At 74.1% G+C, this 20,162-nt stretch carries 18 protein-coding genes; 5 read left to right on the top strand and 13 right to left on the bottom strand.

All coding sequences use genetic code 11. The features are described 5' to 3' along the window. Positions 1-285: 285 nt before the first annotated feature. Both ACFWP2_RS03190 and ACFWP2_RS03185 read left to right on the top strand, forming a co-directional pair. On the top strand, positions 286-1,059 hold the full coding sequence (locus ACFWP2_RS03190) for an ECF subfamily RNA polymerase sigma factor, BldN family (RefSeq protein ID WP_380448200.1): 774 nt from the start codon (positions 286-288) through the stop codon (positions 1,057-1,059). 265 nt (positions 1,060-1,324) lie between these two features. After that, the gene (locus ACFWP2_RS03185; protein ID WP_380447738.1) at positions 1,325-2,614 is read left to right on the top strand and encodes a DUF5667 domain-containing protein; all 1,290 of its coding nucleotides are present in this window, start codon (positions 1,325-1,327) and stop codon (positions 2,612-2,614) included. Positions 2,615-2,752: 138 nt separating this feature from the next. Here ACFWP2_RS03185 and ACFWP2_RS03180 read toward each other — a convergent pair whose 3' ends face one another. The 5 genes from ACFWP2_RS03180 to ACFWP2_RS03160 form a co-directional block, all read right to left on the bottom strand. Next, positions 2,753-3,760, bottom strand: a complete 1,008-nt coding sequence (locus ACFWP2_RS03180) for a lysophospholipid acyltransferase family protein (RefSeq protein ID WP_380447736.1) — start codon at positions 3,758-3,760, stop codon at positions 2,753-2,755. 7 nt (positions 3,761-3,767) lie between these two features. Continuing rightward, entirely contained in the window at positions 3,768-4,889 is a 1,122-nt protein-coding gene (locus ACFWP2_RS03175) for an NAD-dependent epimerase/dehydratase family protein (protein WP_380447734.1), read from the bottom strand. Positions 4,890-5,037: 148 nt separating this feature from the next. Next, positions 5,038-5,136, bottom strand: coding sequence for a 30S ribosomal protein bS22 (locus ACFWP2_RS03170; protein WP_003948845.1), 99 nt, complete (start codon positions 5,134-5,136; stop codon positions 5,038-5,040). Positions 5,137-5,325: 189 nt separating this feature from the next. Next, a complete protein-coding gene (locus ACFWP2_RS03165; protein ID WP_045699258.1) occupies positions 5,326-5,535 on the bottom strand; it encodes a helix-turn-helix domain-containing protein in 210 nt (69 codons plus the stop codon). Positions 5,536-5,760: 225 nt separating this feature from the next. After that, positions 5,761-6,957, bottom strand: a complete 1,197-nt coding sequence (locus ACFWP2_RS03160; protein WP_380447732.1) for an acetoin utilization protein AcuC — start codon at positions 6,955-6,957, stop codon at positions 5,761-5,763. A gap of 238 nt (positions 6,958-7,195) precedes the next feature. Between ACFWP2_RS03160 and ACFWP2_RS03155 the strand changes: the two genes are divergently transcribed. After that, entirely contained in the window at positions 7,196-7,660 is a 465-nt protein-coding gene (locus ACFWP2_RS03155; RefSeq protein ID WP_380447730.1) for a hypothetical protein, read from the top strand. Between the two features lie 104 nt (positions 7,661-7,764). Here the strand turns inward: ACFWP2_RS03155 and ACFWP2_RS03150 are convergent, their stop codons facing one another. Both ACFWP2_RS03150 and proC read right to left on the bottom strand, forming a co-directional pair. Further along, positions 7,765-9,012: an MFS transporter gene (locus ACFWP2_RS03150; RefSeq protein ID WP_380447728.1), complete on the bottom strand. Its 1,248-nt coding sequence runs from the start codon at positions 9,010-9,012 to the stop codon at positions 7,765-7,767. 190 nt (positions 9,013-9,202) lie between these two features. Further along, positions 9,203-10,030 (bottom strand): pyrroline-5-carboxylate reductase, encoded by an 828-nt coding sequence (gene proC / locus ACFWP2_RS03145; RefSeq protein WP_380447726.1) that lies wholly within the window; start codon positions 10,028-10,030, stop codon positions 9,203-9,205. Positions 10,031-10,196: 166 nt separating this feature from the next. Between proC and ACFWP2_RS03140 the strand changes: the two genes are divergently transcribed. After that, on the top strand, positions 10,197-10,646 hold the full coding sequence (locus ACFWP2_RS03140) for a hypothetical protein (RefSeq protein ID WP_380447724.1): 450 nt from the start codon (positions 10,197-10,199) through the stop codon (positions 10,644-10,646). Between the two features lie 192 nt (positions 10,647-10,838). Next, the gene (locus ACFWP2_RS03135) at positions 10,839-12,182 is read left to right on the top strand and encodes a hypothetical protein (protein WP_380447722.1); all 1,344 of its coding nucleotides are present in this window, start codon (positions 10,839-10,841) and stop codon (positions 12,180-12,182) included. 58 nt (positions 12,183-12,240) lie between these two features. Here ACFWP2_RS03135 and ACFWP2_RS03130 read toward each other — a convergent pair whose 3' ends face one another. The 6 genes from ACFWP2_RS03130 to ACFWP2_RS03105 all read right to left on the bottom strand — a co-directional run bounded on the left by ACFWP2_RS03130 (position 12,241) and on the right by ACFWP2_RS03105 (position 19,776). Then, positions 12,241-12,771 (bottom strand): hypothetical protein, encoded by a 531-nt coding sequence (locus ACFWP2_RS03130; protein WP_380447720.1) that lies wholly within the window; start codon positions 12,769-12,771, stop codon positions 12,241-12,243. A gap of 199 nt (positions 12,772-12,970) precedes the next feature. Then, the gene (ilvD, locus tag ACFWP2_RS03125) at positions 12,971-14,815 is read right to left on the bottom strand and encodes a dihydroxy-acid dehydratase (protein ID WP_380447718.1); all 1,845 of its coding nucleotides are present in this window, start codon (positions 14,813-14,815) and stop codon (positions 12,971-12,973) included. Between the two features lie 162 nt (positions 14,816-14,977). Then, the gene (locus ACFWP2_RS03120; RefSeq protein WP_380447716.1) at positions 14,978-15,748 is read right to left on the bottom strand and encodes a class I SAM-dependent methyltransferase; all 771 of its coding nucleotides are present in this window, start codon (positions 15,746-15,748) and stop codon (positions 14,978-14,980) included. A 111-nt stretch (positions 15,749-15,859) separates the two neighbouring features. Further along, positions 15,860-16,663, bottom strand: a complete 804-nt coding sequence (locus ACFWP2_RS03115) for a sugar phosphate isomerase/epimerase family protein (RefSeq protein WP_380448198.1) — start codon at positions 16,661-16,663, stop codon at positions 15,860-15,862. Positions 16,664-17,353: 690 nt separating this feature from the next. Then, a complete protein-coding gene (locus ACFWP2_RS03110) occupies positions 17,354-18,316 on the bottom strand; it encodes a Ppx/GppA family phosphatase (RefSeq protein ID WP_380447714.1) in 963 nt (320 codons plus the stop codon). Between the two features lie 248 nt (positions 18,317-18,564). Next, positions 18,565-19,776, bottom strand: a complete 1,212-nt coding sequence (locus ACFWP2_RS03105) for an SUKH-4 family immunity protein (protein WP_380447712.1) — start codon at positions 19,774-19,776, stop codon at positions 18,565-18,567. Between the last annotated feature and the right edge of the window lie 386 nt (positions 19,777-20,162).

Genomic DNA, 20,162 nt, shown 5'->3' with positions numbered 1-20,162 from the left:
ATCTGCACAACAAATGGATCCCAAACGACCACTTCGACCACACGGTGTAGCTGTCATTGCACAAAGCGTTATTCTCTCCTGGATGCACGTCCCCACGCGTCCCGCTCGAACGGACGCTTCGGGGAGTGCTCTCCGCGCAGGCGGAGGTGATCCGTCCACAGTTCTGCCTCTGGGAGTCCCGTGTACCCACCCGTCCGGAACGACGCGCCTGCACCCTCCCGCCCGTCGTCCGCGCCCCTGCGCCCCCGCACCGGCCTGCGCGACCGGCCGACCGCCGAGCGGCAGATCTCCACCGGCCTGACCCTGCTGCGCACCCTGCTCCGCAGCCAGTTCGCCGTCTCGCCCCAACTCGCGCCGGCTGGAGGATCGTTCGTCCAGCCCCAGCAGCCCGGCCCGGTGCTGCGCACCACCGCCGCCGGCGCGGCCGGCACCGGCTCGCGCGGCCGCACCGGCAGCACCGGCACCGGCCGGGGCCGCGCCAGGACGGCGCCCAACCCCGGCTACGAGACCGAGCACAACCCGATCATGGAGCTGGTCGAGCGGGCCCAGGCCGGTGAGAGCGAGGCCTTCGGCCGGCTCTACGACCACTACGCGGACACCGTCTACCGCTACATCTACTACCGGGTCGGCAGCCGGGCCACCGCCGAGGACCTCACCAGCGAGACCTTCCTGCGCGCACTGCGCCGGATCGGCACCTTCACCTGGCAGGGCCGGGACTTCGGCGCCTGGCTGGTCACCATCGCCCGCAACCTGGTCGCCGACCACTTCAAGTCCAGCCGCTTCCGGCTGGAGGTCACCACCGGCGAGATGCTCGACTCCAACGAGTGCGAGCGCAGCCCGGAGGAGTCGGTACTGGAGTCGCTCTCCAACGCCGCCCTGCTGGACGCGGTGCGCCGGCTCAACCCGCAGCAGCAGGAGTGCGTCACCCTGCGCTTCCTGCAGGGGCTCTCGGTCGCCGAGACGGCCCGGATCATGGGCAAGAACGAGGGCGCCATCAAGACCCTCCAGTACCGCGCCGTCCGCACCCTGGCCCGGCTGCTCCCGCCCGACGCGCGATGAGCCGTGCCGACGACGGCACCGGCGCCATACGGCACGGCCCGCCGTCACCGTTCGCGCCCGGCCGACACGTCAGGGTGAACGGTCGGTCCGATGATCAGCCGTGCGTAACCGACCGCCCGCACCGCTCGTTGGCCAGCGTGCAAGCCCCCACCAGGCGTACGGTCAAGTCGAATTGCGGCCTATCACCCGATGGAGTGGCTTTGGCCAGCCTGGGCAACCGTCCGGCAGGCCAGGGTGTCGACAACGACGAAGGGAGGTGTGGCCCGTGACGGCAAACGTGCTGGAGCACCGGCGGGCGAAGGCCTTCGCCGAGGCGCTGGAGGCCCACCAGGCAGAGCAACGCGCTGCGGCCAACGCCGAATCGGACAACGCCGCCGCCACCGGCGCCGTTCCGGTCGCGATGGCCGGACTGGTCGGTCTGACCGACGCGCTGGGGGCGCTGCCCGGGCCGGTGCTGGACCGGGAGGTCCGCACGGTCCAACGCGCCCAGCTGATGGCCGCGTTCGAGCAGGCCTTCGCCGGCGGGACGGGCACCCCGGTGCCCCGACAGCGCCGCCACCGGGCGGCCCGGACGGCGCCGCGCGGCCGCTGGAGCCGCCGGTTCGCGATCGGCGGGCTGGTCGCCGGGCTCGCCGTCGGCAGCCTGGCCGGCGCCGCCGCGGCCAGCTCCAACGCCCTCCCCGGCGACACGCTGTACGGCTTCAAGCGCGGGCTGGAAGGACTCCGGCTCGACCTCGCCGACTCCGACTCCGAACGCGGCGAGCTGCTGCTCGACAACGCGGCCACCCGGCTCGGCGAGGCCAAGACCCTGGTCGGCCGCACCGACCCGGCCGGCGCGCTCAGCCCCGGCACCGTCGAACAGGTCCGCCGCGCCCTGGACGACATGCACGCCGACGCCCTCAGGGGCCGCGAGCTGCTGCGCTCGGTCTACCGCAGCAACGGCTCGCTCGACCCGATGCGGGCCCTGGCCGGCTTCGCCCACGACGAGGACGGCCGGTGGAGCGAGCTGCAGGGCCGGCTGCCCGCCCAGCTCACCCGGCAGGCCGACCTGGTGAACCGCCTCTTCGACGACATAAGCGAGGACGTCGCGCCCCTGCGCCTGGTCCTGCCCACCGCTCAGAACGGTGGCGCGGTCGGCTCCGGAGCGGGCGACGGCTCGTCCCACTCGACCGGCGGCTCCCCGGCCGGCTCCCCCGCGGCCGGCTCCGGCACCACGGCCGGCACCGACCAGGCCCCGGGCTCCGCCGCCAACCGCCCCGGCGCCACCGAGCACGCCCCGGCCAACCCCGGCTCCGGCGCCTCCGGCACCGGCGGCAAGGCCGGCGTCCTGCCGGACACCCTGCCCAGCAGCGCCCCCGACGCCGTCAACGGCCTGGTCGGCGGCCTCACCAGCGGGCTGACCGGCACCAAGCCCTCGCCGAGCGCCGACGCGGCCCCGGCGCAGGCACCGCAGCAGGCCACACCCAGCGCCCCGAACGCGGCCCAGCCGCAGGGCGTCGAGGTGCCGCCGCTGCTGCCCGACCTGCTGCCCGGGCTGCGCATCCTGGGCGGCTGACAGCAGGGCGGTGAGGGCCCGGCGGAGTGCGATATCCGCCGGGCCCTCGCCGTGCCCGGGGCATCGGTGTTCCTCCGCAGCGCCGCGGGAAGAACCGGGGCGCCACGGAGGAACACCGTCGGAAGGGCCCGGAGGAACTCAGAAGAACACCGAACGCCGCTGCACCAGCAGCTGGTAGAGGGTGTGCTGGATGGTCTCGCGCACCTCGTCGGCCAGGTCGAAGACCAGCATCGGGTCGTCCGCCGCCTCCGCCGGGTAGGCGTCGGTGGCGATCGGCTCGCCGAAACGGATCGTCCACTTGGTCGGCAGCGGCAGCACCCCGAGCGGGCCCAGCCACGGGAAGGTCGGGGTGACCGGCACGTACGGCAGGCCCAGCAGCCGGGCCAGCGTCTTCACGTTGCCGATCATCGGGTAGGTCTCCTCGGCCCCGACGATCGAGCAGGGCACGATCGGCACCCGCGCCCGCAGCGCCGAGGCGACGAAGCCGCCGCGGCCGAACCGCTGGAGCTTGTAGCGCTCGGAGAACGGCTTGCCGATGCCCTTGAAGCCCTCCGGCCAGACCCCGACGACCTCGCCGCGCTCCAACAGGGCCTGGGCGTCCTCGTTGCAGGCCAGGGTGTGGCCGGCCTTGCGGGCCAGTTCGTTGATGCCGGGCAGCACGAAGACCAGGTCGGCGGCGAGCATCCGCAGGTGCCGCCGGGCGGGGTGGTGGTCGTGGATGACCACCTGGGTCATCAGGGCGTCCAGCGGGATCGTGCCGGAGTGGTTGGCGACGATCAGCGCGCCGCCCTCGGCCGGGATGTTCTCGACGCCCTGGACGTCGATCCGGAAGTACTTCTCGGCCAGCGGGCGCAGCAGCGAGAGCAGCACCTCCTCGGTGAGCTCCCGGTCGAAGCCGAACTCGTCCACCTCGTAGTCGCCGGTCACCCGGCGGCGCAGGAAGGCCAGCCCCTCGGCGGCGCGGCCCTCCCAGCCCTTGCCGAACAGCCGGGTGGCGGCCGGGCCGAGCGGTCCGGCCAGCGCCCCGCCGACGGCCTCGGCGATCCGGTCGGCCGGTTTCGGCCCTTCGGGTGAGGTCCAGCTGGGAGCGGACTCGATCGGGATGACCCTGGCCTCGCCCGGCGCGTTCTCGGCTGCGGCACTCATCGCGGGTTCAGCTCCTCGGTCGGCGGGGGCGGTTCGGTACGGCGGCCGGTCCGGCGGCCGGCCCCGCGGGGGCGGCCCCTTCCGGGCCGAGCAGGGCGGTCAGCCGGTCGGCGGCGGCGGCCAGCCGCTCGGGCGGCAGCAGACCCGGCCCCCGGGCGGCGGCGAAGTCGGCGAAGGCCTCCGGGGTACTGAACGCCGGACGGTAGCCGAAGGTGTCGCGCAGCCGCGCGGTGTCCACCACCCGGCCGTGGGTGAGCAGGCGCAGCTGCTCGGGCGAGACGTCGACCAGGCGGGTCCGCCGGGCCAGTACGGCCATCCAGCTGACCGCGGGCAGCAGCAGCGGCAGGGTGGGCCGGCCGAGCCGGCGGGCGCACTGGGAGAGCAGCAGGACGCCCTCCCCCGCCACGTTGAAGGTCCCGGTGTTCACCGTGCCCGGCGCGGGCTCGTCGGCGGCCCGGCAGAGCACCGCGACGGCGTCGTCCTCGTGCACGAACTGCAGCCGCGGGTCGTAGCCGAGGACGGTGGGCAGCACGGGCAGCGCGAAGTACTCGCTGAGCGGGGTGTCCGCGTCCGGGCCGACGATGTTGGCGAAGCGCAGCACCGTCACCGCGACGTCCGGGCGGCGCCGGGCGAAGCCGCGCACGTAGCCCTCGACCTCCGCCGCGTCCTTGGCGAAGCCGCCGCCGGGCGGGTCCTTGGGCTGCATCCGCTCGCTGAACACCGCCGGGTCGCGGGGCGCGGACCCGTAGACGCCGGTGGTGGACTTCACCACCACCCGGCGGACCCCGGGGGCCTTCTGGCAGGCGCCGAGCAGCTGCATGGTGCCGATCACGTTGGACTCCTTCACCGCGGAGCGGTTGGTGGAGCCCAGGCCGGTGGCGCTGACGCTGAGGTGCACCACGGTGTCCACCCGGTGCTCGGCGAGCACCCGGGAGAGCGCCGGGCGGCGCAGGTCGAGCTGGTGGAAGCGGTACGGGGCGGCCGGACCGGCCGGCTCCTCGGGTGACAGCCGGGGCGGCTGCACGTCCACGCCGACCACCAGGTCCACGCCCGGCCGGCGGCGGACCTCGGCGACGAAGCGGGCACCGAGATGGCGTGCCACGCCGGTGACGAGCACGACCACGCCCACGGTGCTGCCCCCACATCCTCGGCCCGAGCGGCCTGCGTGCACCGTACCGCGCCGCCCCACCGGGCCGTGAAACGACACCGCCCGCCCAGGCCACAGGGGACTGGACGGGCGGTGGAAGCGCTGGGCGCGCCAGGCGCGGCCGGGGCGCTTACTTCTTGTTGCGACGCTGAACGCGAGTGCGCTTCAGAAGCTTGCGGTGCTTCTTCTTGGCCATACGCTTGCGACGCTTCTTGATGACAGAGCCCACGGAACAACCCTCGCTCACTGAGACTCTCGCCCGTGAGAGACGGAGTCCATACGACTGACGTGAGGGCCTAGCCTACCGTCCATGGTGCGAAGGCCGTAATCGTGCTCCCCGACACCGGGAAACTCGCGGCGAATCCACGGCGAACGGGGGCGGGTCCACGGCTGCGGACCCGCCCCCGCCGGCCCGCCCCTACGCGCTCTCGAGCCGCACGTAGGACTCCTTGAGGTACTCGTGCACCGCCTGCTGGGGCACCCGGAAGGACCGTCCGACCCGGATGGCCGGCAGCTCTCCGCTGTGCACCAGCCGGTACACCGTCATCTTGGACACCCGCATGACCGCGGCGACCTCCGCCACGGTCAGGAAGACGACTTCCTGAAGGGGGCGCTCGACGGAACTCATGACCATCACCCGACCCTTACCCGTGTGCAAGGCACCGGCTTCCCCTCCGGTGACTCCACCGGCACACGTGTATCCCCAGAGTAGTTATGGGTGGTACCAGTGGGAAGAGGGGAAGTGCAGTCCTCGTACGGTGAGAGATAGGACTGTTGCAGTACGTAGCCGATCGGCCGATGGCACCGCCCGGCGTACGCACGGCCCGGTCGGGGCGGCGCCGGGGCGGCGGGTTCAGGCCAGCAGTCCGTGCTGGGGGAACACCGCCCGGCGGGTGGCGAGGATGGCCTGATCGAGCCGGTCGGCCGGATCGTAACCCGCGTCGAAGTCGCGCCAGGCCGGGCGGGCGCCGTCGGTCATCCGCAGCGGGGCGGGGCGGCGGGTGCGGCGGTAGACCTCGGCGCGCCAGGACTCGGGGGTCTCGGTGGCCGGGTCGACGGGCCGGGCGGCGGCGGTGGCGACCAGGTGGGTCCAGGTGCGCGGGACGACGTCCACCACGGCGTAGCCGCCCCCGCCGGTGGCCACCCAGCGGCCGCCGGCGTGCCGGTGGGCGAGGTCGTGCAGCGTCTCGGCGATCAGCCGCTGGGCGTCCACGGTGACGGCGAGGTGGGCGAGCGGGTCCTCCAGGTGGGTGTCGGCACCGTGCTGGGTGACCAGGACCTGTGGCCGGAAGGCGTCGAGCAGTTCGGGCACCAGGGCGTGGAAGGCGCGCAGCCAGCCGGCGTCGCCGGTGCCCGCGGGCAGCGGCAGGTTGGCGGCGGAGCCGGGGGCGTCCTCGCCGCCGGTCTCGATCGACCAGCCGGTCTGCGGGAAGAGCGTGGCGGGGTGCTCGTGCAGCGAGACGGTGAGCACCCGGGGGTCGTTCCAGAAGGCCGCCTGGACGCCGTCGCCGTGGTGGACGTCCACGTCGACGTAGGCGACCCGCTCGGCGCCGAGTTCGAGCAGCCGGGCGATGGCCAGCGCCGGGTCGTTGTAGACGCAGAAGCCGGAGGCCTTGCCGGGCATCGCGTGGTGCAGCCCGCCGGAGAAGTTGACGGCGTGCGGGGTCTCGCCGTGCCAGACCGCCTCGGCGGCGGCCACGGACTGGCCGGCGATCAGCGCCGAGGCCGAGTGGATCGCCGGGAAGGACCAGTTGTCGTCGGTGCCGAGGCCGTGCAGCGGGTCGGAGCGCTCGGGGTGGGCGGCGGCGTCGCGGACCGCCTCGACGTACTCCCGGGTGTGCACCAGCCGGAGGGTGGACTCGCCGGCGGGCGGCGCGGCGCGGACGGTCACCCCGGGCCCGGTGCTCAGTCCGAGCGCCTCGACCAGCCGCATGGTGAGGGCCAGCCGGGTCGGATCCATCGGGTGGCCGGGGCCGAAGTCGTAGGCGGTGACGGCCTCGTCCCAGAAGAGGTGCAGGCCGCAGGGGGTGTCACGCTCGGCTTCGGGCATGGCCTCCACCGTAGCGGGTGGCGGCGGCCGGACCGCCGCCAGGGCGCGCCGGGGCGGAACGCGCGGGACCCCCAGGACGCCAGGTGCGCGATGAAACTACGGAAGTTGTGGGGCGACTGTGGAGGCGGGTGTTGAGGCGGTACAGACAAATGTGCCGCGACTCCATATCCTCTCCGCCATGAAGCCATTCAGCGTGCAACGCCTTGGGGTAATTCTCGCTGCAATACTGGGTTTTGGCGTGTTCTTCGCTGCCCAGCCGGCCTCCGCCGCGGTCAGCGGCACCACCTTCGCGGTCGACAAGTCGACGGCCAAGGCGGGAGACCAGCTGACCCTGACGCTGTCGCTCACCAACAGTGAGAACAGCCCGATCTACTTCGCCTACGAGGCCGTCCAGCCGACCTGGCCGGCCAACTCGCAGGCCGGAGCGTTCACGGTCACCAGCTGCACCGGTGACACCTCCGACTGCGCGTTCAACGGGAACAGCGCCAACTTCCACTTCAACGCGCCGATCGCGCCCGGGGCGACGAAGAGCGTCACGCTCACCGTCAAGATCACCGACACCCCGGCGTGGGGCAGCGCGCCGTACACGCTGAACTGGGCGCCGTACGTCTACTACGAGTTCGGCCAGGTGGGCGGCACCACCACGGCCAAGGACCAGGGCTGGACCTACGGCCTGCCCGAGCTCCAGACCGTGATCAGCTGACCCCACGTCCCGTCGACCGCCCCCGCCGTCACCCGACGGCGGGGGCCTTGGCGTCCGCGGGAACAGCGCGCACTTCGCCTTCAGGGCGCCGACCGCCCCCGCCGTCACCCGGTGGCGGGGGCCGCCGTTCCCGCGGGCTCCGGGGCGAAGCGGTCGGCCAGCGGCAGGACGGCGAGCACCAGCAGCATCGGGGCGAGCAGCGCCCAGCGGTACGAGCTCGCGTCCGCGATCGCCCCGACCAGCGGCGAACCCAGCAGGAAACCCACGTAGTTGAAGAGGTTGAGGCGGGCCACCGCGGCGTCCGAGTCGGCCGGGAAGAGCCGGCCGCCGGCCGCGAACACCTGCGGGATGATCGCGCAGATGCCGAAGCCCAGCACGGTGAAGCCGGCGATCCCCGCCCAGGCGGCGGGCGCGACGGCGGCCAGCCCGAAGCCGAGCGCGGCCAGCGCGGCACCGGTGCGCACCACCGGAACGGCGCCGAAGCGCTGCACCGCCCGGTCGCCCAGGGCCCGGCCGAGCAGCATCGCGACCATGTAGCCCAGGTAGGAGAGCTTGGCGAGGTCCTCCCGGCTGCCCAGTCCGTCGGTGAGGTACTTGACGCTGTAGTTGGAGACCGAGGCGTCCGCGATGTACGCGAAGGCCATCGCCAGGCAGAGCGGCAGCAGCGGACGCCAGGGGACGGACCGGGCGGCGGCCTCGGCGGCCTCCCGGACGGCGTCGCCGAGTTCGGCCGGGCCGGCGAAGAACGTGCCGGTCAGCAGGGCGAGCGGGGCGATCACCGCGGCGGCCGTGCCGAACAGCGCCGGCAGCCCGAGGTCGTAGTGCGAGCCGAGGCCCGCCAGGGCGGCACCGATGATGCCGCCGAGGCTGAACGCGGCGTGGAAGCCGATCATGATCGAGCGGCCGTAGCGGTGCTGGAGCCCCACCCCGAGCATGTTCATACTGGCGTCCAGCGCGCCCACCAGCAGCCCGAACGCGCCGAGCGCCAAGGCGAGTTGCCACAGTTCGCCGCCCAGCCCGACGGCCGCCAGGCTGAGGCAGACGGCGGGCTGGACCACCCGCAGCACGGCCCGCGCGCCGGTGCGCTTCACCAGTCGCTCGGAGACGATCGAACCGGCCCCGGCCAGGATCGGCACCGCGGCCAGGAAGACCGGCAGCAGCGCGTCGCTCAGCCCGTACCGGTGCTGGATCTCCGGGATGCAGGTGACCAGCAGGGCGAAGGTGGTGCCCTGGAGCAGGAAGCCGACGGTGAGCGCGGCCCGCCCGGTGCGCAGGCCGGGCGCCATGGCGGACGGGACGGGCCGTGCGGACGGGACGGGCCGTGCGGACGGTGCGGGCGGTACGGCACTCAAGCGGACCTCCAGGCGGACTCCACACGGACCTCGCCCACCCCGCCGAGCTCACTACCGGCCGGTAGGACGATGTTGGCGAGAGCGTAGGGGGTGCGCCGCGTTTGCGGGAGGGGTCGCGCAGCGGTCGTTCACCGCCGGAGGCCGGCCCGCTGACCGCCGGAGGCCGGCTCGTTCACCGCCGGAGGCCGGCTCACTTACCGCCGGAGGCCAGCTCCCGCGAGCGGTCCCGGGCCGCCTCCAGGGCGCCGAGCAGCGCGGCCCGCACCCCGTGGTTCTCCAGCTCGCGGATCGCCGCGATGGTGGTGCCGGCCGGGGAGGTGACCGCCTCGCGCAGCTTCACCGGGTGCTCGCCGGAGTCGCGCAGCATCACCGAGGCGCCGATCGCGGACTGCACGATCAGGTCGTGCGCCACCTGCCGGGGCAGCCCGAGCAGGATGCCGGCGTCGGTCATCGCCTCGACCAGGAAGTAGAAGTAGGCCGGACCGGAGCCGGAGAGCGCGGTGGCCGCGTCCTGCTGGGACTCGGGCAGCCGCAGCGCCTTGCCGACCGAACTGAAGATCTCCTCGGCGCGCACCAGGTGCTCCTCGGTGGCGTGCGAGCCGCCGGAGATGACGCTCATCCCCTCGTCCACCAGCACCGGCGTGTTGGGCATCACCCGGACCACCGGGGTGCCCGCCGCCAGCCGCTCCTCGAACCAGGCGGTGGGAACGCCGGCCGCGGCCGAGATCACCAGCCGGTCCGCGCCGACGTGCGGGGCCAGCTCCTCCAGCAGGGTGCCCATGTCCTGCGGCTTGACCGCGAGGATCAGGGTGTCGGCGAGCTTGGCGGCCTCGGCGTTGGAGACGGCCACCACGCCGTAGCGGGCCGCGAGTTCGACCGCCCGCTCCGGACGGCGGGCGGTCACCAGGACGTCGGCCGGGTCCTTGCCGGCCCGCAGCAGACCGGAGAGCAGGGCCTCTCCGATCTTGCCGGTGCCCAGGAAGGCGATCTTCTGTCCGTGCGCTGCGCTGCTGCCCATGGTCCGCTCCTTGGCTCGGTACTGCGGCCATCCTCGCACCGCCCGGCGGCCCGCGCGGGGACCGTCCGCTCCGTGGTCGCCCCGCACCCGAACGACCCTGCCCCTAGGGAGAAAACTCGGGGTTTCCCCTATGGCCTCCCGGCTCCCGCGAGCGCACCGTGGAGCCATGGCACACGACGAAATGTCCCGACGTGAGAACCGGCAACTCGCCGTCGCCTCGGCGACCGTGGGTCCGTGGCGGACCGCCGCGGGGGTCGGTGCGGTGGTGGGGGCGACGGCCCTGGGGATCGAGGCGATCTCCGGGAACTGGTCGCTGAGCATGCTGGCCTCACCGGCCGGCTGGGGTCTGTTCTTCTTCTTCCTGGTCGGCACCGTCGGCGGCCGACTGCGGCGCGACACCGCCGACCGGCGGCTGCGCCGCTGGGCGAACGAGCACCCGTGGCAGTCCGCGCTCCCGGCGGCCGGCGGCCTGCTGGCGCTCAACACGCTGGCCCAGCTGTTCCTCGGCGACGCGAGCCTGTTCGGCGCCTTCTTCGTCTCGCTGCTGCCGGCCGGCCTGCTGCTGGCGATCGCCGGGGTGGTCGGGTCGGTGAAGCAGGCCCGCGGCAAGGGCTGAGCGGGCCCGGGGCGTCCGGGGGCGGGGGCGTCCGGGGCTCGGGGCGCCGGGCTCGGGGCCCGGGGCCCGGGGCCCGGGGCGCCGGCGCGGTTCCGGACGAAGTGGGGTGAACCGTCACCCCACTCGCGCGAGTTCACCACCCGGTGTGCCCCCGATCGGCACATCGTCACCCCCCGTCGTCATACTGGCGCGATGCCGATAGCCGAAGATCCGGAACCGCGCCCCTCCAGGGGCGACGAGCCGGGCGGGTCCGACCCGTCCGGGACGGGCGAGAAGGACCCGTTCGCCGACCTCGTCCTGGACGACGCGTTCGTCCGCGGGGCCACCGTCAAGGAGCAGAGCGGGCGCACCCGCATGCTGTCCGCCAGGTGGAAGCACACTCCGCCGGTCGATCCGGGCGGCCGCCGCTCGGTCAACGACGGCCCGTCCGCGGCCAAGGGCCGGTTCGGCCGCAAGCCGAAGCCCGCCGCGCTCGACCCGTGGGGCAACCCGCGCCCGCGCCGCCGCGGCTGGCGCGCGCCGCTGCTCGTGGTGCTGACCATCGCGGTGGTGCTCTCCGTCATGAACGTCGACGGGCTGCGCACGTGGTTCTCGGACCACCTCGGGAAGAGCTCCTCGGCCGCGCCCGCCCCGGTCCCCACCGTCGCCCCGGAGACCGCCAAGCCGACCGCCGCCCCGCCGACCACCCCCGACGACCAGCCGACCGTGGACCACCCCTGGAAGGGATCCCCCGCCGAGGGCTGGCCGACCGGCCAGGAGGCCTTCGTGCTGCCCGAGGCCAAGGCCGTCGGCGTCTTCTCGGCCGACGAGGTCGCCTCCCAGCTCCAGTCGGTCAAGGCCTACCTGACGGCCTCCAACCTCGACCCCCAGGTGATCGCGGGCGCCCGGCCGGAAGCCTCGTTGGCGCTGCTCGACCGCGCCGACCGGGCGAACGCCGTCGCCGCCCTCGACCACCCCACCAAGGACACCGACCCGACCAGCTGGTTCACCCGTTTCGACCCGCGCGAGGCCGCCCTGGTGGGCACCACCGTCAAGGTCCAGGGCCGGATCAGCTACGAGGGCGACGGCGACGGGGGCGTGCTGGTGCACACCGACTTCACCTTCGTCTACCCGCTGCAGCCGGGCCCGGACGCGGAGAAGCTGGCCTCGTCCCGCCGCCGCACGCCGGACACCGCGCCGGGCGGCACCGCCACCGCCAAGCCGGGCGGCACCGCCAAGCCGGTCGGCCTCGTCTCCCGGGCGGCCGCGGCCGACAGCGGCGACACCTGGACGACCCGCACCATCGTGCGCAAGGTCGACGACATCCGCTTCTACGACCCGAAGCACTACAAGGTCGACGCGAAGAAGCTGGTGCTCGTCAAGACCCAGTGGGACGCGGGCAACAGCGCGTGCGACGTCTACGACGGCTTCCTGCACCCGCAGTTCCAGCAGTTCGAGAGCCACGACCCGGAGCCGACCGGACCGACCACCGACCCGTACGACCGGAGCAAGGACATCGCCCCGGCCGACCAGTGCGGCAGCGTCAGCCGGACGTAGGTCCGTGCACGGGAGGCGTCAGCGGGCGGGCGTCAGCCGGCGTGCGTCAGCGGGGGCGTCAGCGCTTGCGCCCGGCCCGGCCCGGCGCCTTGGCGTCGGGCCGGCGGCTGCGGCTCGCCTGGCGCTTCTCGAACCGGACGACGGCCCGCTCGTAGGCGGCCCGCTGGACCGCCTCGCCGGGGGCCTCGACCAGGCTTCGGACGAAGTAGGCGAGCAGTGAGCCGGCTCCGCCGATCAGCCACACCGCGCCGAGCGACTTGTCCTCGGCCATCCAGCCGGTCAGCTGGTCCTTGCCCTCGGTGAGCACCTTCCAGGTACGCCGCACGGCCATCATCGAGCAGACCGCGATGGCGGCGGTCAGCAGCCCGTTGAGGAAGGTGCCGTTGTCGGAGAGGGCGATGCCCTCCACGCCGAAGCGCAGCAGCAGCACCACGGCGGCCGCCGCGACCAGGGCGCCGATCGACACGGCGACCCGGCGCGGCCAGTAGCCGTTGTCCCGGTTCAGCCAGCTGGTGCCGAACCAGCGGATCGGCTCCGGCTCCGGGGCACCGGCGGGAGTGGGGGCGGGGGTGGGGGGCTGCTCGCTCACGCCGTCGATTATCACCCGGCCGCCCCACCCGGCGAAGGAGCCGTCCCGGCCGGTGGGACGGCTCCTCCTCGTCGGGTACGGGCCCGGTGCCGTTCGGTACGGGGCCGGTGCCGCTACCGACGCGCCCGGCGTCGTTCCCGTACGACACGAGGCCGGATCCGTGTGGGCCCGGCCTCGTTCCGTACGGGCGCGGCCGCTGTCAGCCGAGCTTGGACACGTCGCGGACGGCACCCTTGTCGGCGGAGGTGGCCATCGCGGCGTAGGCGCGCAGGGCCTGGCTGACCTGCCGGTCGCGGTTCTTCGGCCGGTAGCCGCCCGCCGCCTCCAGGGCACGGCGGCGCTCCGCCAGGACCTCGCCCGGGACCTCCAGGGAGATCCGGCGGCCGGGGATGTCGATGGCGATGGTGTCCCCGTCCTCGACCAGCGCGATGGTGCCGCCGGAGGCCGCCTCCGGGGAGGCGTGGCCGATGGACAGGCCCGAGGTGCCGCCGGAGAACCGGCCGTCGGTGACCAGCGCGCAGGCCTTGCCCAGGCCCCGGCCCTTGAGGAAGGAGGTCGGGTAGAGCATCTCCTGCATGCCCGGGCCGCCCTTGGGCCCCTCGTAGCGGATGACGACGACGTCGCCCTCCTTGACCCGCTTGGCGAGGATCGCCTCGACCGCGTCCTCCTGGGACTCGACCACGACGGCCGGGCCGCTGAAGGTCCAGATCGACTCGTCCACGCCGGCGGTCTTCACGATGCAGCCGTCCTCGGCGAGGTTGCCGTACAGCACGGCCAGGCCGCCCTCGACCGAGTAGGCGTGCTCGACGCTGCGGATGCAGCCCCTGGCGGCGTCGGTGTCCAGCGACTCCCAGCGCTCGGACTGCGAGAAGGCCTCGGCGGAGCGGACGCAGCCGGGGGCGGCGTGCCACAGCTCGACGGCCTCCGCGGAGGGCGAACCGCCGCGCACGTCCCAGGTCTTGAGCCACTCGGCGAGCGAGTCGGCGTGCACGGTGTGGACGTCCTCGTTGAGCAGCCCGCCCCGGTACAGCTCGCCCAGGATGGCCGGGATGCCGCCGGCCCGGTGCACGTCCTCCATGTAGTACGAGCCGTTCGGCGCGACCTTGGACAGGCAGGGCACCTTGCGGGAGATCGCGTCGATGGCCCGCATGTCGAAGTCCAGCTCGGCCTCCTGGGCGGCGGCGAGCAGGTGCAGGATCGTGTTGGTCGAGCCGCCCATGGCGATGTCCAGGGCCATGGCGTTCTCGAAGGCGGCGCGGGTGGCGATCGCGCGCGGCAGCACGGAGTGGTCGTCCTGGCCGTAGTGGCGGTCGGCGATCTCGACGACGGTCCGGCCGGCGTTCTCGTACAGGGCCTTGCGGGCGGTGTGGGTGGCGAGCACCGAACCGTTGCCCGGCAGCGACAGGCCGATCGCCTCGGTCAGGCAGTTCATCGAGTTGGCGGTGAACATGCCTGAGCACGAGCCGCAGGTGGGACAGGCGTTCTCCTCGATGATCGCGATGTCCTCGTCGGAGACGTTCTCGTTGACCGCCTGGGAGATCGCGTCGACCAGGTCGAGCTTGCGCACGGTGCCGTCGACCAGGGTGGCCTTGCCGGCCTCCATCGGGCCGCCGGAGACGAAGACCGTCGGGATGTTCAGGCGCAGCGCGGCCATCAGCATGCCCGGGGTGATCTTGTCGCAGTTGGAGATGCAGATCAGGGCGTCGGCGCAGTGGGCGTTCACCATGTACTCGACCGAGTCGGCGATCAGGTCGCGCGAGGGCAGCGAGTAGAGCATGCCGCCGTGGCCCATCGCGATGCCGTCGTCCACGGCGATGGTGTTGAACTCGCGCGGGATGCCGCCCGCCCGCTTGATCGCCTCGGAGACGATCCGGCCGACCGGCTGGAGGTGGGTGTGCCCGGGGACGAACTCGGTGAAGGAGTTGGCGACCGCGATGATCGGCTTGCCGAAGTCCTCACGGGCTACGCCGGCCGCCCGGAGAAGCGCCCGGGCGCCTGCCATGTTGCGACCGTGGGTGACCGTACGGGACCTCAGCTCGGGCACTGTGCTCCACTCCTTCGGGGCTCTCGCGGGCACCCCGCTGCTGGGAGGGTCCGGGGGCCGCTGTGGGTACCGAGCCTACGCCCGCCGTCCGGCGGGCGGACGGCCCGTCCGCGATGCGGGCAGGCGGGCGGGCCGGGGCGGGTGGGTGACCGGGTTCCCTGATCAGTCCCGTTTGACGGCCACGGTGAGGTCGAGGCCGAACGGCTCGACCACGATGCCGTCCGGGAACGCGGCGACCATGGCCTCCCGTTCGGCCGCCAGCACCGGCGCGCGCTCCTCGGGGCTGAGCGAGGCCAGGTAGGAGCGGGAGGTGAGGTCGGTGAGCACGTGCTCGACGGTGACCCGCCGCTCCCAGCGCAGCACCGTCCGTTCGACCGCGAGGCCGGCCGGGGCGAAGTGGCTGACGTGCTCGCCGATCCCGCCGTAGCCGTGGTAGCGGTCGGGGAGGGCGGCGGCCATCCGCTCGCTCCTGGCCCGGACCCACGGCACGGTCTCGTCGTACACGTTCCACCAGGCGGCGAGGGCGCCGCCGGGCCGCAGCACCCGGATCGCCTCGGGGACGGACTTCTCGGGGTACGTCCAGTGGAACGCCTGGGCGTAGGTGACCAGGTCGACGGAGCGGTCGTGGAAGGGCAGGTCGTCACCGGTGCCCCGGACCAGCGGCAGGGCCGGCGAGGAGAGCAGGAACCGGGCGGCCATGCCGGGGCTGGGCTCGACGGCGACGACGTCCGCACCCCGCGCGGCCAGCAGCCGGGTGGCGATGCCGGTACCGGCGCCGACGTCCAGGACGCGGGCACCGTCGAGGCCGCGGCCCCAGAGCCGCTCCAGCGCGTCGAACAGCTCGCCGGGGTAGCCGGGGCGGCCCTGCTCGTACTCGGCGGCGACCCCGCCGAAGCTCGCGGCGGCCTCACGGTAGTTCCGACTCTCCGTCATGTGTCCCCCTCCGTACGGCAGTTCGCGTCATTCGGGCCGTTCGCGACATTCGCGCTGTTTCGTGCCGTTCGCGTCCGGGCGGGCCGTTCGCGTCCGGGCGGGCCCGGCGACTCAGCGTACGCGCGAGGGGGTGGCGAGGTGCAAGCGCGTGAAAGCCAGGGCCTCGGCCAGATCGGCCTCGCGTTCGGCGGGGGAGGCCGAGCGCCTGGTGTTGACCTCCAGCACCACGTGGCCGTCGAAGCCGGTGCGGGCGAGGTGCTCCAGCAGCTCGGCGCAGGGCTGCTTGCCGCGGCCGGGGATCAGGTGCTCGTCCTTGCCGGAACCGCTGCCGTCGGCCAGGTGGACGTGGGCGAGCCGGTCGCCCATCCGCTCGACCATGGCGAAGGTGTCGATCCGGGAGGTGGCGGCGTGCGAGAGGTCGATCGTGAAGTGCCGGTAGTCCTCGTCGGTGACGTCCCAGCCCGGCGCGTACGCGAGCATCTCGCGGTCGCGGTAGCGCCACGGGTACATGTTCTCGACGGCGAAGCGGACGTCCGTCTCGCCCGCCATCCGGTGGATGCCCTCGACGAACTCCCGGGCGTACTGGCGCTGCCAGCGGAACGGCGGATGGACGACCACGGCGCTCGCGCCCAGCTTCTCGGCCGCCGCCCGGGCCCGGACCAGCTTGGTCCACGGGTCGGTGCTCCACACCCGTTGGGTGATCAGCAGGCAGGGCGCGTGCACGGCCAGGATGGGCAGCTGGTGGGCGTCCGAGAGGCGGCGCAGGGCGTCGACGTCCTGGCTGACCGGGTCGTTCCAGACCATCACCTCGACCCCGTCGTAGCCGAGCTTGGCGGCCAGCTCGAAGGCGACGGCGGTGCTCGCCGGGTACACCGAGGCGGTGGACAGCACCACCTTGGTGTCGGGGATGTGCAGGGCCGGGTGCCGGGGCAGCACCAGGCGGTCGGTGGTGCGCAGCAGCGGCGGACGGGCGGCGTCGCGCTTGGCGGCCTTGACCGAGCGGACGGACTGGACGGCGGCCTTGGCGGCGCCGGCGGCCCGGGCGGTGCGGGTCTCCTTGGGGGCGGGCTTGGGGGTGGCGGGGCTCGCGGTGGCGGGGTGCTGCCTGGTCTTCGCCGTCTTCGCCCCTGTCGTCTTCACCCCGGTCGTCTTCGGCCCGGTCGTCTTCGTCGCTGCCGTCTTCGCGGTCCTGGCTGCGGCCGTCTTCGCGGTCCTCGCCGTCTTCGCCCGGGTCGTCTTCGCGGTGCGCTGGGCGGCCTTGACGGCCTTCGCGGCCTGCTTGGCGGCCTGGGCGGCGGTGGCGGCCGTGACCGCCTTGCCGAGCCGGCGGCGCGGGGCGTCCGGCCGCGACTGCCCGTTCCCGGGAGTGCGGCCCTCCTGCGTTCCGTCCTCGCCCGCTGGTTGCACCACGGGAGACAGCGTAAGCGGAGCACGCTGCGAACGGGGCGGGATGACCGGCGCAGTGACCATCGGCACGTTGTCCCGGCGTGACGTGGTGTGGCGTGCCGGGCCGGTCCTCCGCCCGCTGTGCGCTCGGCGGGGCGGGGTGCCTCGCGGCCGTCCGGCGGGGCGGGCAGCCGGGGCGATGGGGCGGGCGCGCCCGGGTTACGGGGTGAGCGCCGGGCGGCGGCGGTCGGCCGGGCTGTCCATGGTGTCCAGCCGGCGCAGGATGATGCCCTCGCGCAGCGCCCACGGGCAGACGTCCAGCTCGTCCAGGCCGAACAGGTCCATCGCGGCGTCGGCGACCAGCGCACCGGCCAGCAGCTGCTTGGCCCGGCCCTCGGAGACGCCGGGGATCCGGGCGCGCTCGGCGACGGTCATCCCGGACAGCCGGGGCAGCCAGGAGGCCAGCCCGCTGCGGGTGAGCCGACGGTCGGTGTACGGGCCGGCGTCCGCCGGGGCGGCGCCGGTCATCCGGGCCAGCTGCTTGAAGGTCTTGGAGGTGGCGACGGCATGCCGCGGCGGGCCGAGCCGGTTGATCTCGCTGACCACGGTGGCGAGCTCGGCCCGGATGTGGCGTCGCAGCTCGCGCAGCCCGTCCGGGTCGGCGACGTCACCCGGCAGCCAGCGGGCGGTCAGCCGGCCGGCGCCCAGCGGCAGCGAGCAGGCGACGTCCGGCTGCTCGTCCAGGCCGCAGGCGATCTCCAGCGAGCCGCCGCCGATGTCCAGGTTGAGCAGCCGGCCCGAGGACCAGCCGAACCAGCGGCGGACGGCCAGGAAGGTGAGCCGGGCCTCGTCCTGCCCGGACAGCACGCGCAGCTCGACGCCGGTCTCGGCGGTCACCCGGCGCAGCACCTCCTCGCCGTTGGCCGCCTCGCGCACGGCGGAGGTGGCGAACGGGAGGATGTCGACGACGCCCTTGTCCTCGGCGACCCGCAGCGAGGAGGCGACATGGCCGACCAGCCGCTCGATGCCGGCCTCGCTTATCGCGCCGCCCGCGTCCAACAGCTCGGCCAGGCGCAGCTCGGCCTTGTGCGAGTACGCGGGCAGCGGAGCAGCGCCCGGATGGGCGTCCACCACGAGGAAGTGGACCGTGTTGGAACCTACGTCGAGCACACCGAGTCGCATAACTCTCCACGCTACGCGATCCGGGCCCTGGTGAGAGGGGGTGCGGCGGTGTTCGCGCTGGCCCGGGACCGGTCGGCGGGCCCGGCGGTGATCCGGTCGTCATCCGGTGGCTCGGGCCGTCCGTGCAAGTACCGCCCGGGTGCTCGGGGGGCGCGGCGGTCAGTGGCCGCGCGACCGGTGTGGCCGCCGTGCCCGCCGTCCTCGGTGTGGCGGGTGTGGCGGGTGCGACCGGTGCAACCGGCCGGTCGTCACAGCAGGCCGTCCCAGAGCTGCTCCACGATGACGGCCCACCAGTTCTCCGGGTCGGCGAAGACCGTGCCGTCCGCCTCCGCCAGCGCGCGTTGCAGGGCGTCCACCGCCGCGCCCGCGGCCACCGGGTCGAGCCCGCGCAGAGCGGGCCACCAGTCGGCGAACGCCTCCAGGCAGCGGACGAAGGCGCGCAGGCTCGCGTTGCAGTGGCGGACGGTCGCGTATTCCGGATCCACCGCACGGACGGCGCCGCCCACCGGGTCGAGGGCCAGCAGCGCCCAGCCGTCCGTCCCCAGCACCAGCTGCCCGGCGAGCGCCAGGCGCTCCCGCTCGGCCGCCCGGGTGCCGCGGCCGGACTCGGCCAGGTGCGCGGCGAGCGGGGGCAGGACGGTGCCCTGGCGGGTGCCGTCGGCGATCGCCTCCGTGCCCGGGTGGTGCAGCGCGAAGAACCCCGGCACCGCCACCGGGACGCCCACCGCCAGCAGCAGCGCGGCCACGTCCCCGGGCAGTTCGGCGCGGGCGACGTCGGCCGGCTCGAACCGCTGGACGCCGGCCGGGCCGAACCGCTCCGCGAGCCGGGCGGCGAGCGCGCTGTCGGGCTCTTCGGGCGCGGTGCGCACCGCGCGGGGGAAGGGCACCCGGTTGCGGGCCGGACCGTCCGGCGACGCGGGCAGCGCCCGTACGGCGGCGGCCCGGTGGTCGAAGCGCGGGCCGTACGGGAGCTCGAAGTCGAGCCGGGCCTGCGGCAGTTCGGCGGCCAGCGCGTACGACCAATAGCCGCCGGGCAGGGCGCTCAGCCGCAGGTCGGTCCGGACGGCGAGCACGTCCTCGGCCGCCACGCCCTGATCGCGCAGCCACCACCAGCCGCGCAGCACCGGGTGTGGCAGGCCCGCCGCGGAGCGCAGGGCCAGCGACCGCTCCTCACCCGTGTTCCCGTCCCGGTAGGTCAACTCGGCCCGGGCACCCCGGCCGGTCGCCGGCGGGAGGGTCGGGTCGTAGCCGCCGGCGCCGACGAAGTCCCGGTACAGCCCGACCACTTCGTCCACCGGCACCGAGGGCCACACCGTGAACCGACCGCTCTCCCGGTCCACCACGGCACAGGCCGCCCCCACCTCCTCGGGCGCCCGCCGCTCCGCCGTCCGCGGGTCGACCGCCACCCGGGCGGGCTCCGCCCACACCACCCAGCCGAGCTCGAACTCGTGAGTGCACACCCGCCGCACCGCCCCGGCGCCCTGCGGCAGATCCCCGTTGATCCACCGGTGCCCCGCCTCCACCGCCTGCGCCCGAGAAATCACCCGGCCACCCCCGTCCCGTCCGCTCCCCGCCGCCCGTCCCGGGCCCGACCCGGGCCCGACCCGCGACCCTACGCCCCACACCAAGCACCAGCAGCCACCCTCGCCGACTCCCCACGCAACCCCCGCACGCCCCAGAAGTCACCCCCGCCAACTTCTCGCGCACCACCATCCACCGGCCCGACTCCTCACCCGACCTCAATCGCGGAACCCCACTCGCGGACCATGACGCCCAGCCCACTTCCCCAGCCGCCCCACACCCCCTCCCCACGCGAGAAGTCGCCCCCGCCGACTTCTCGTGCAGG

The organism is Kitasatospora sp. NPDC058444, from assembly GCF_042721415.1.
Classification (GTDB): Bacteria; Actinomycetota; Actinomycetes; order Streptomycetales; family Streptomycetaceae; genus Kitasatospora.
Note: the sequence above shows the minus strand (reverse complement) of the source record. Positions and strands in the feature narration are given on the sequence as shown.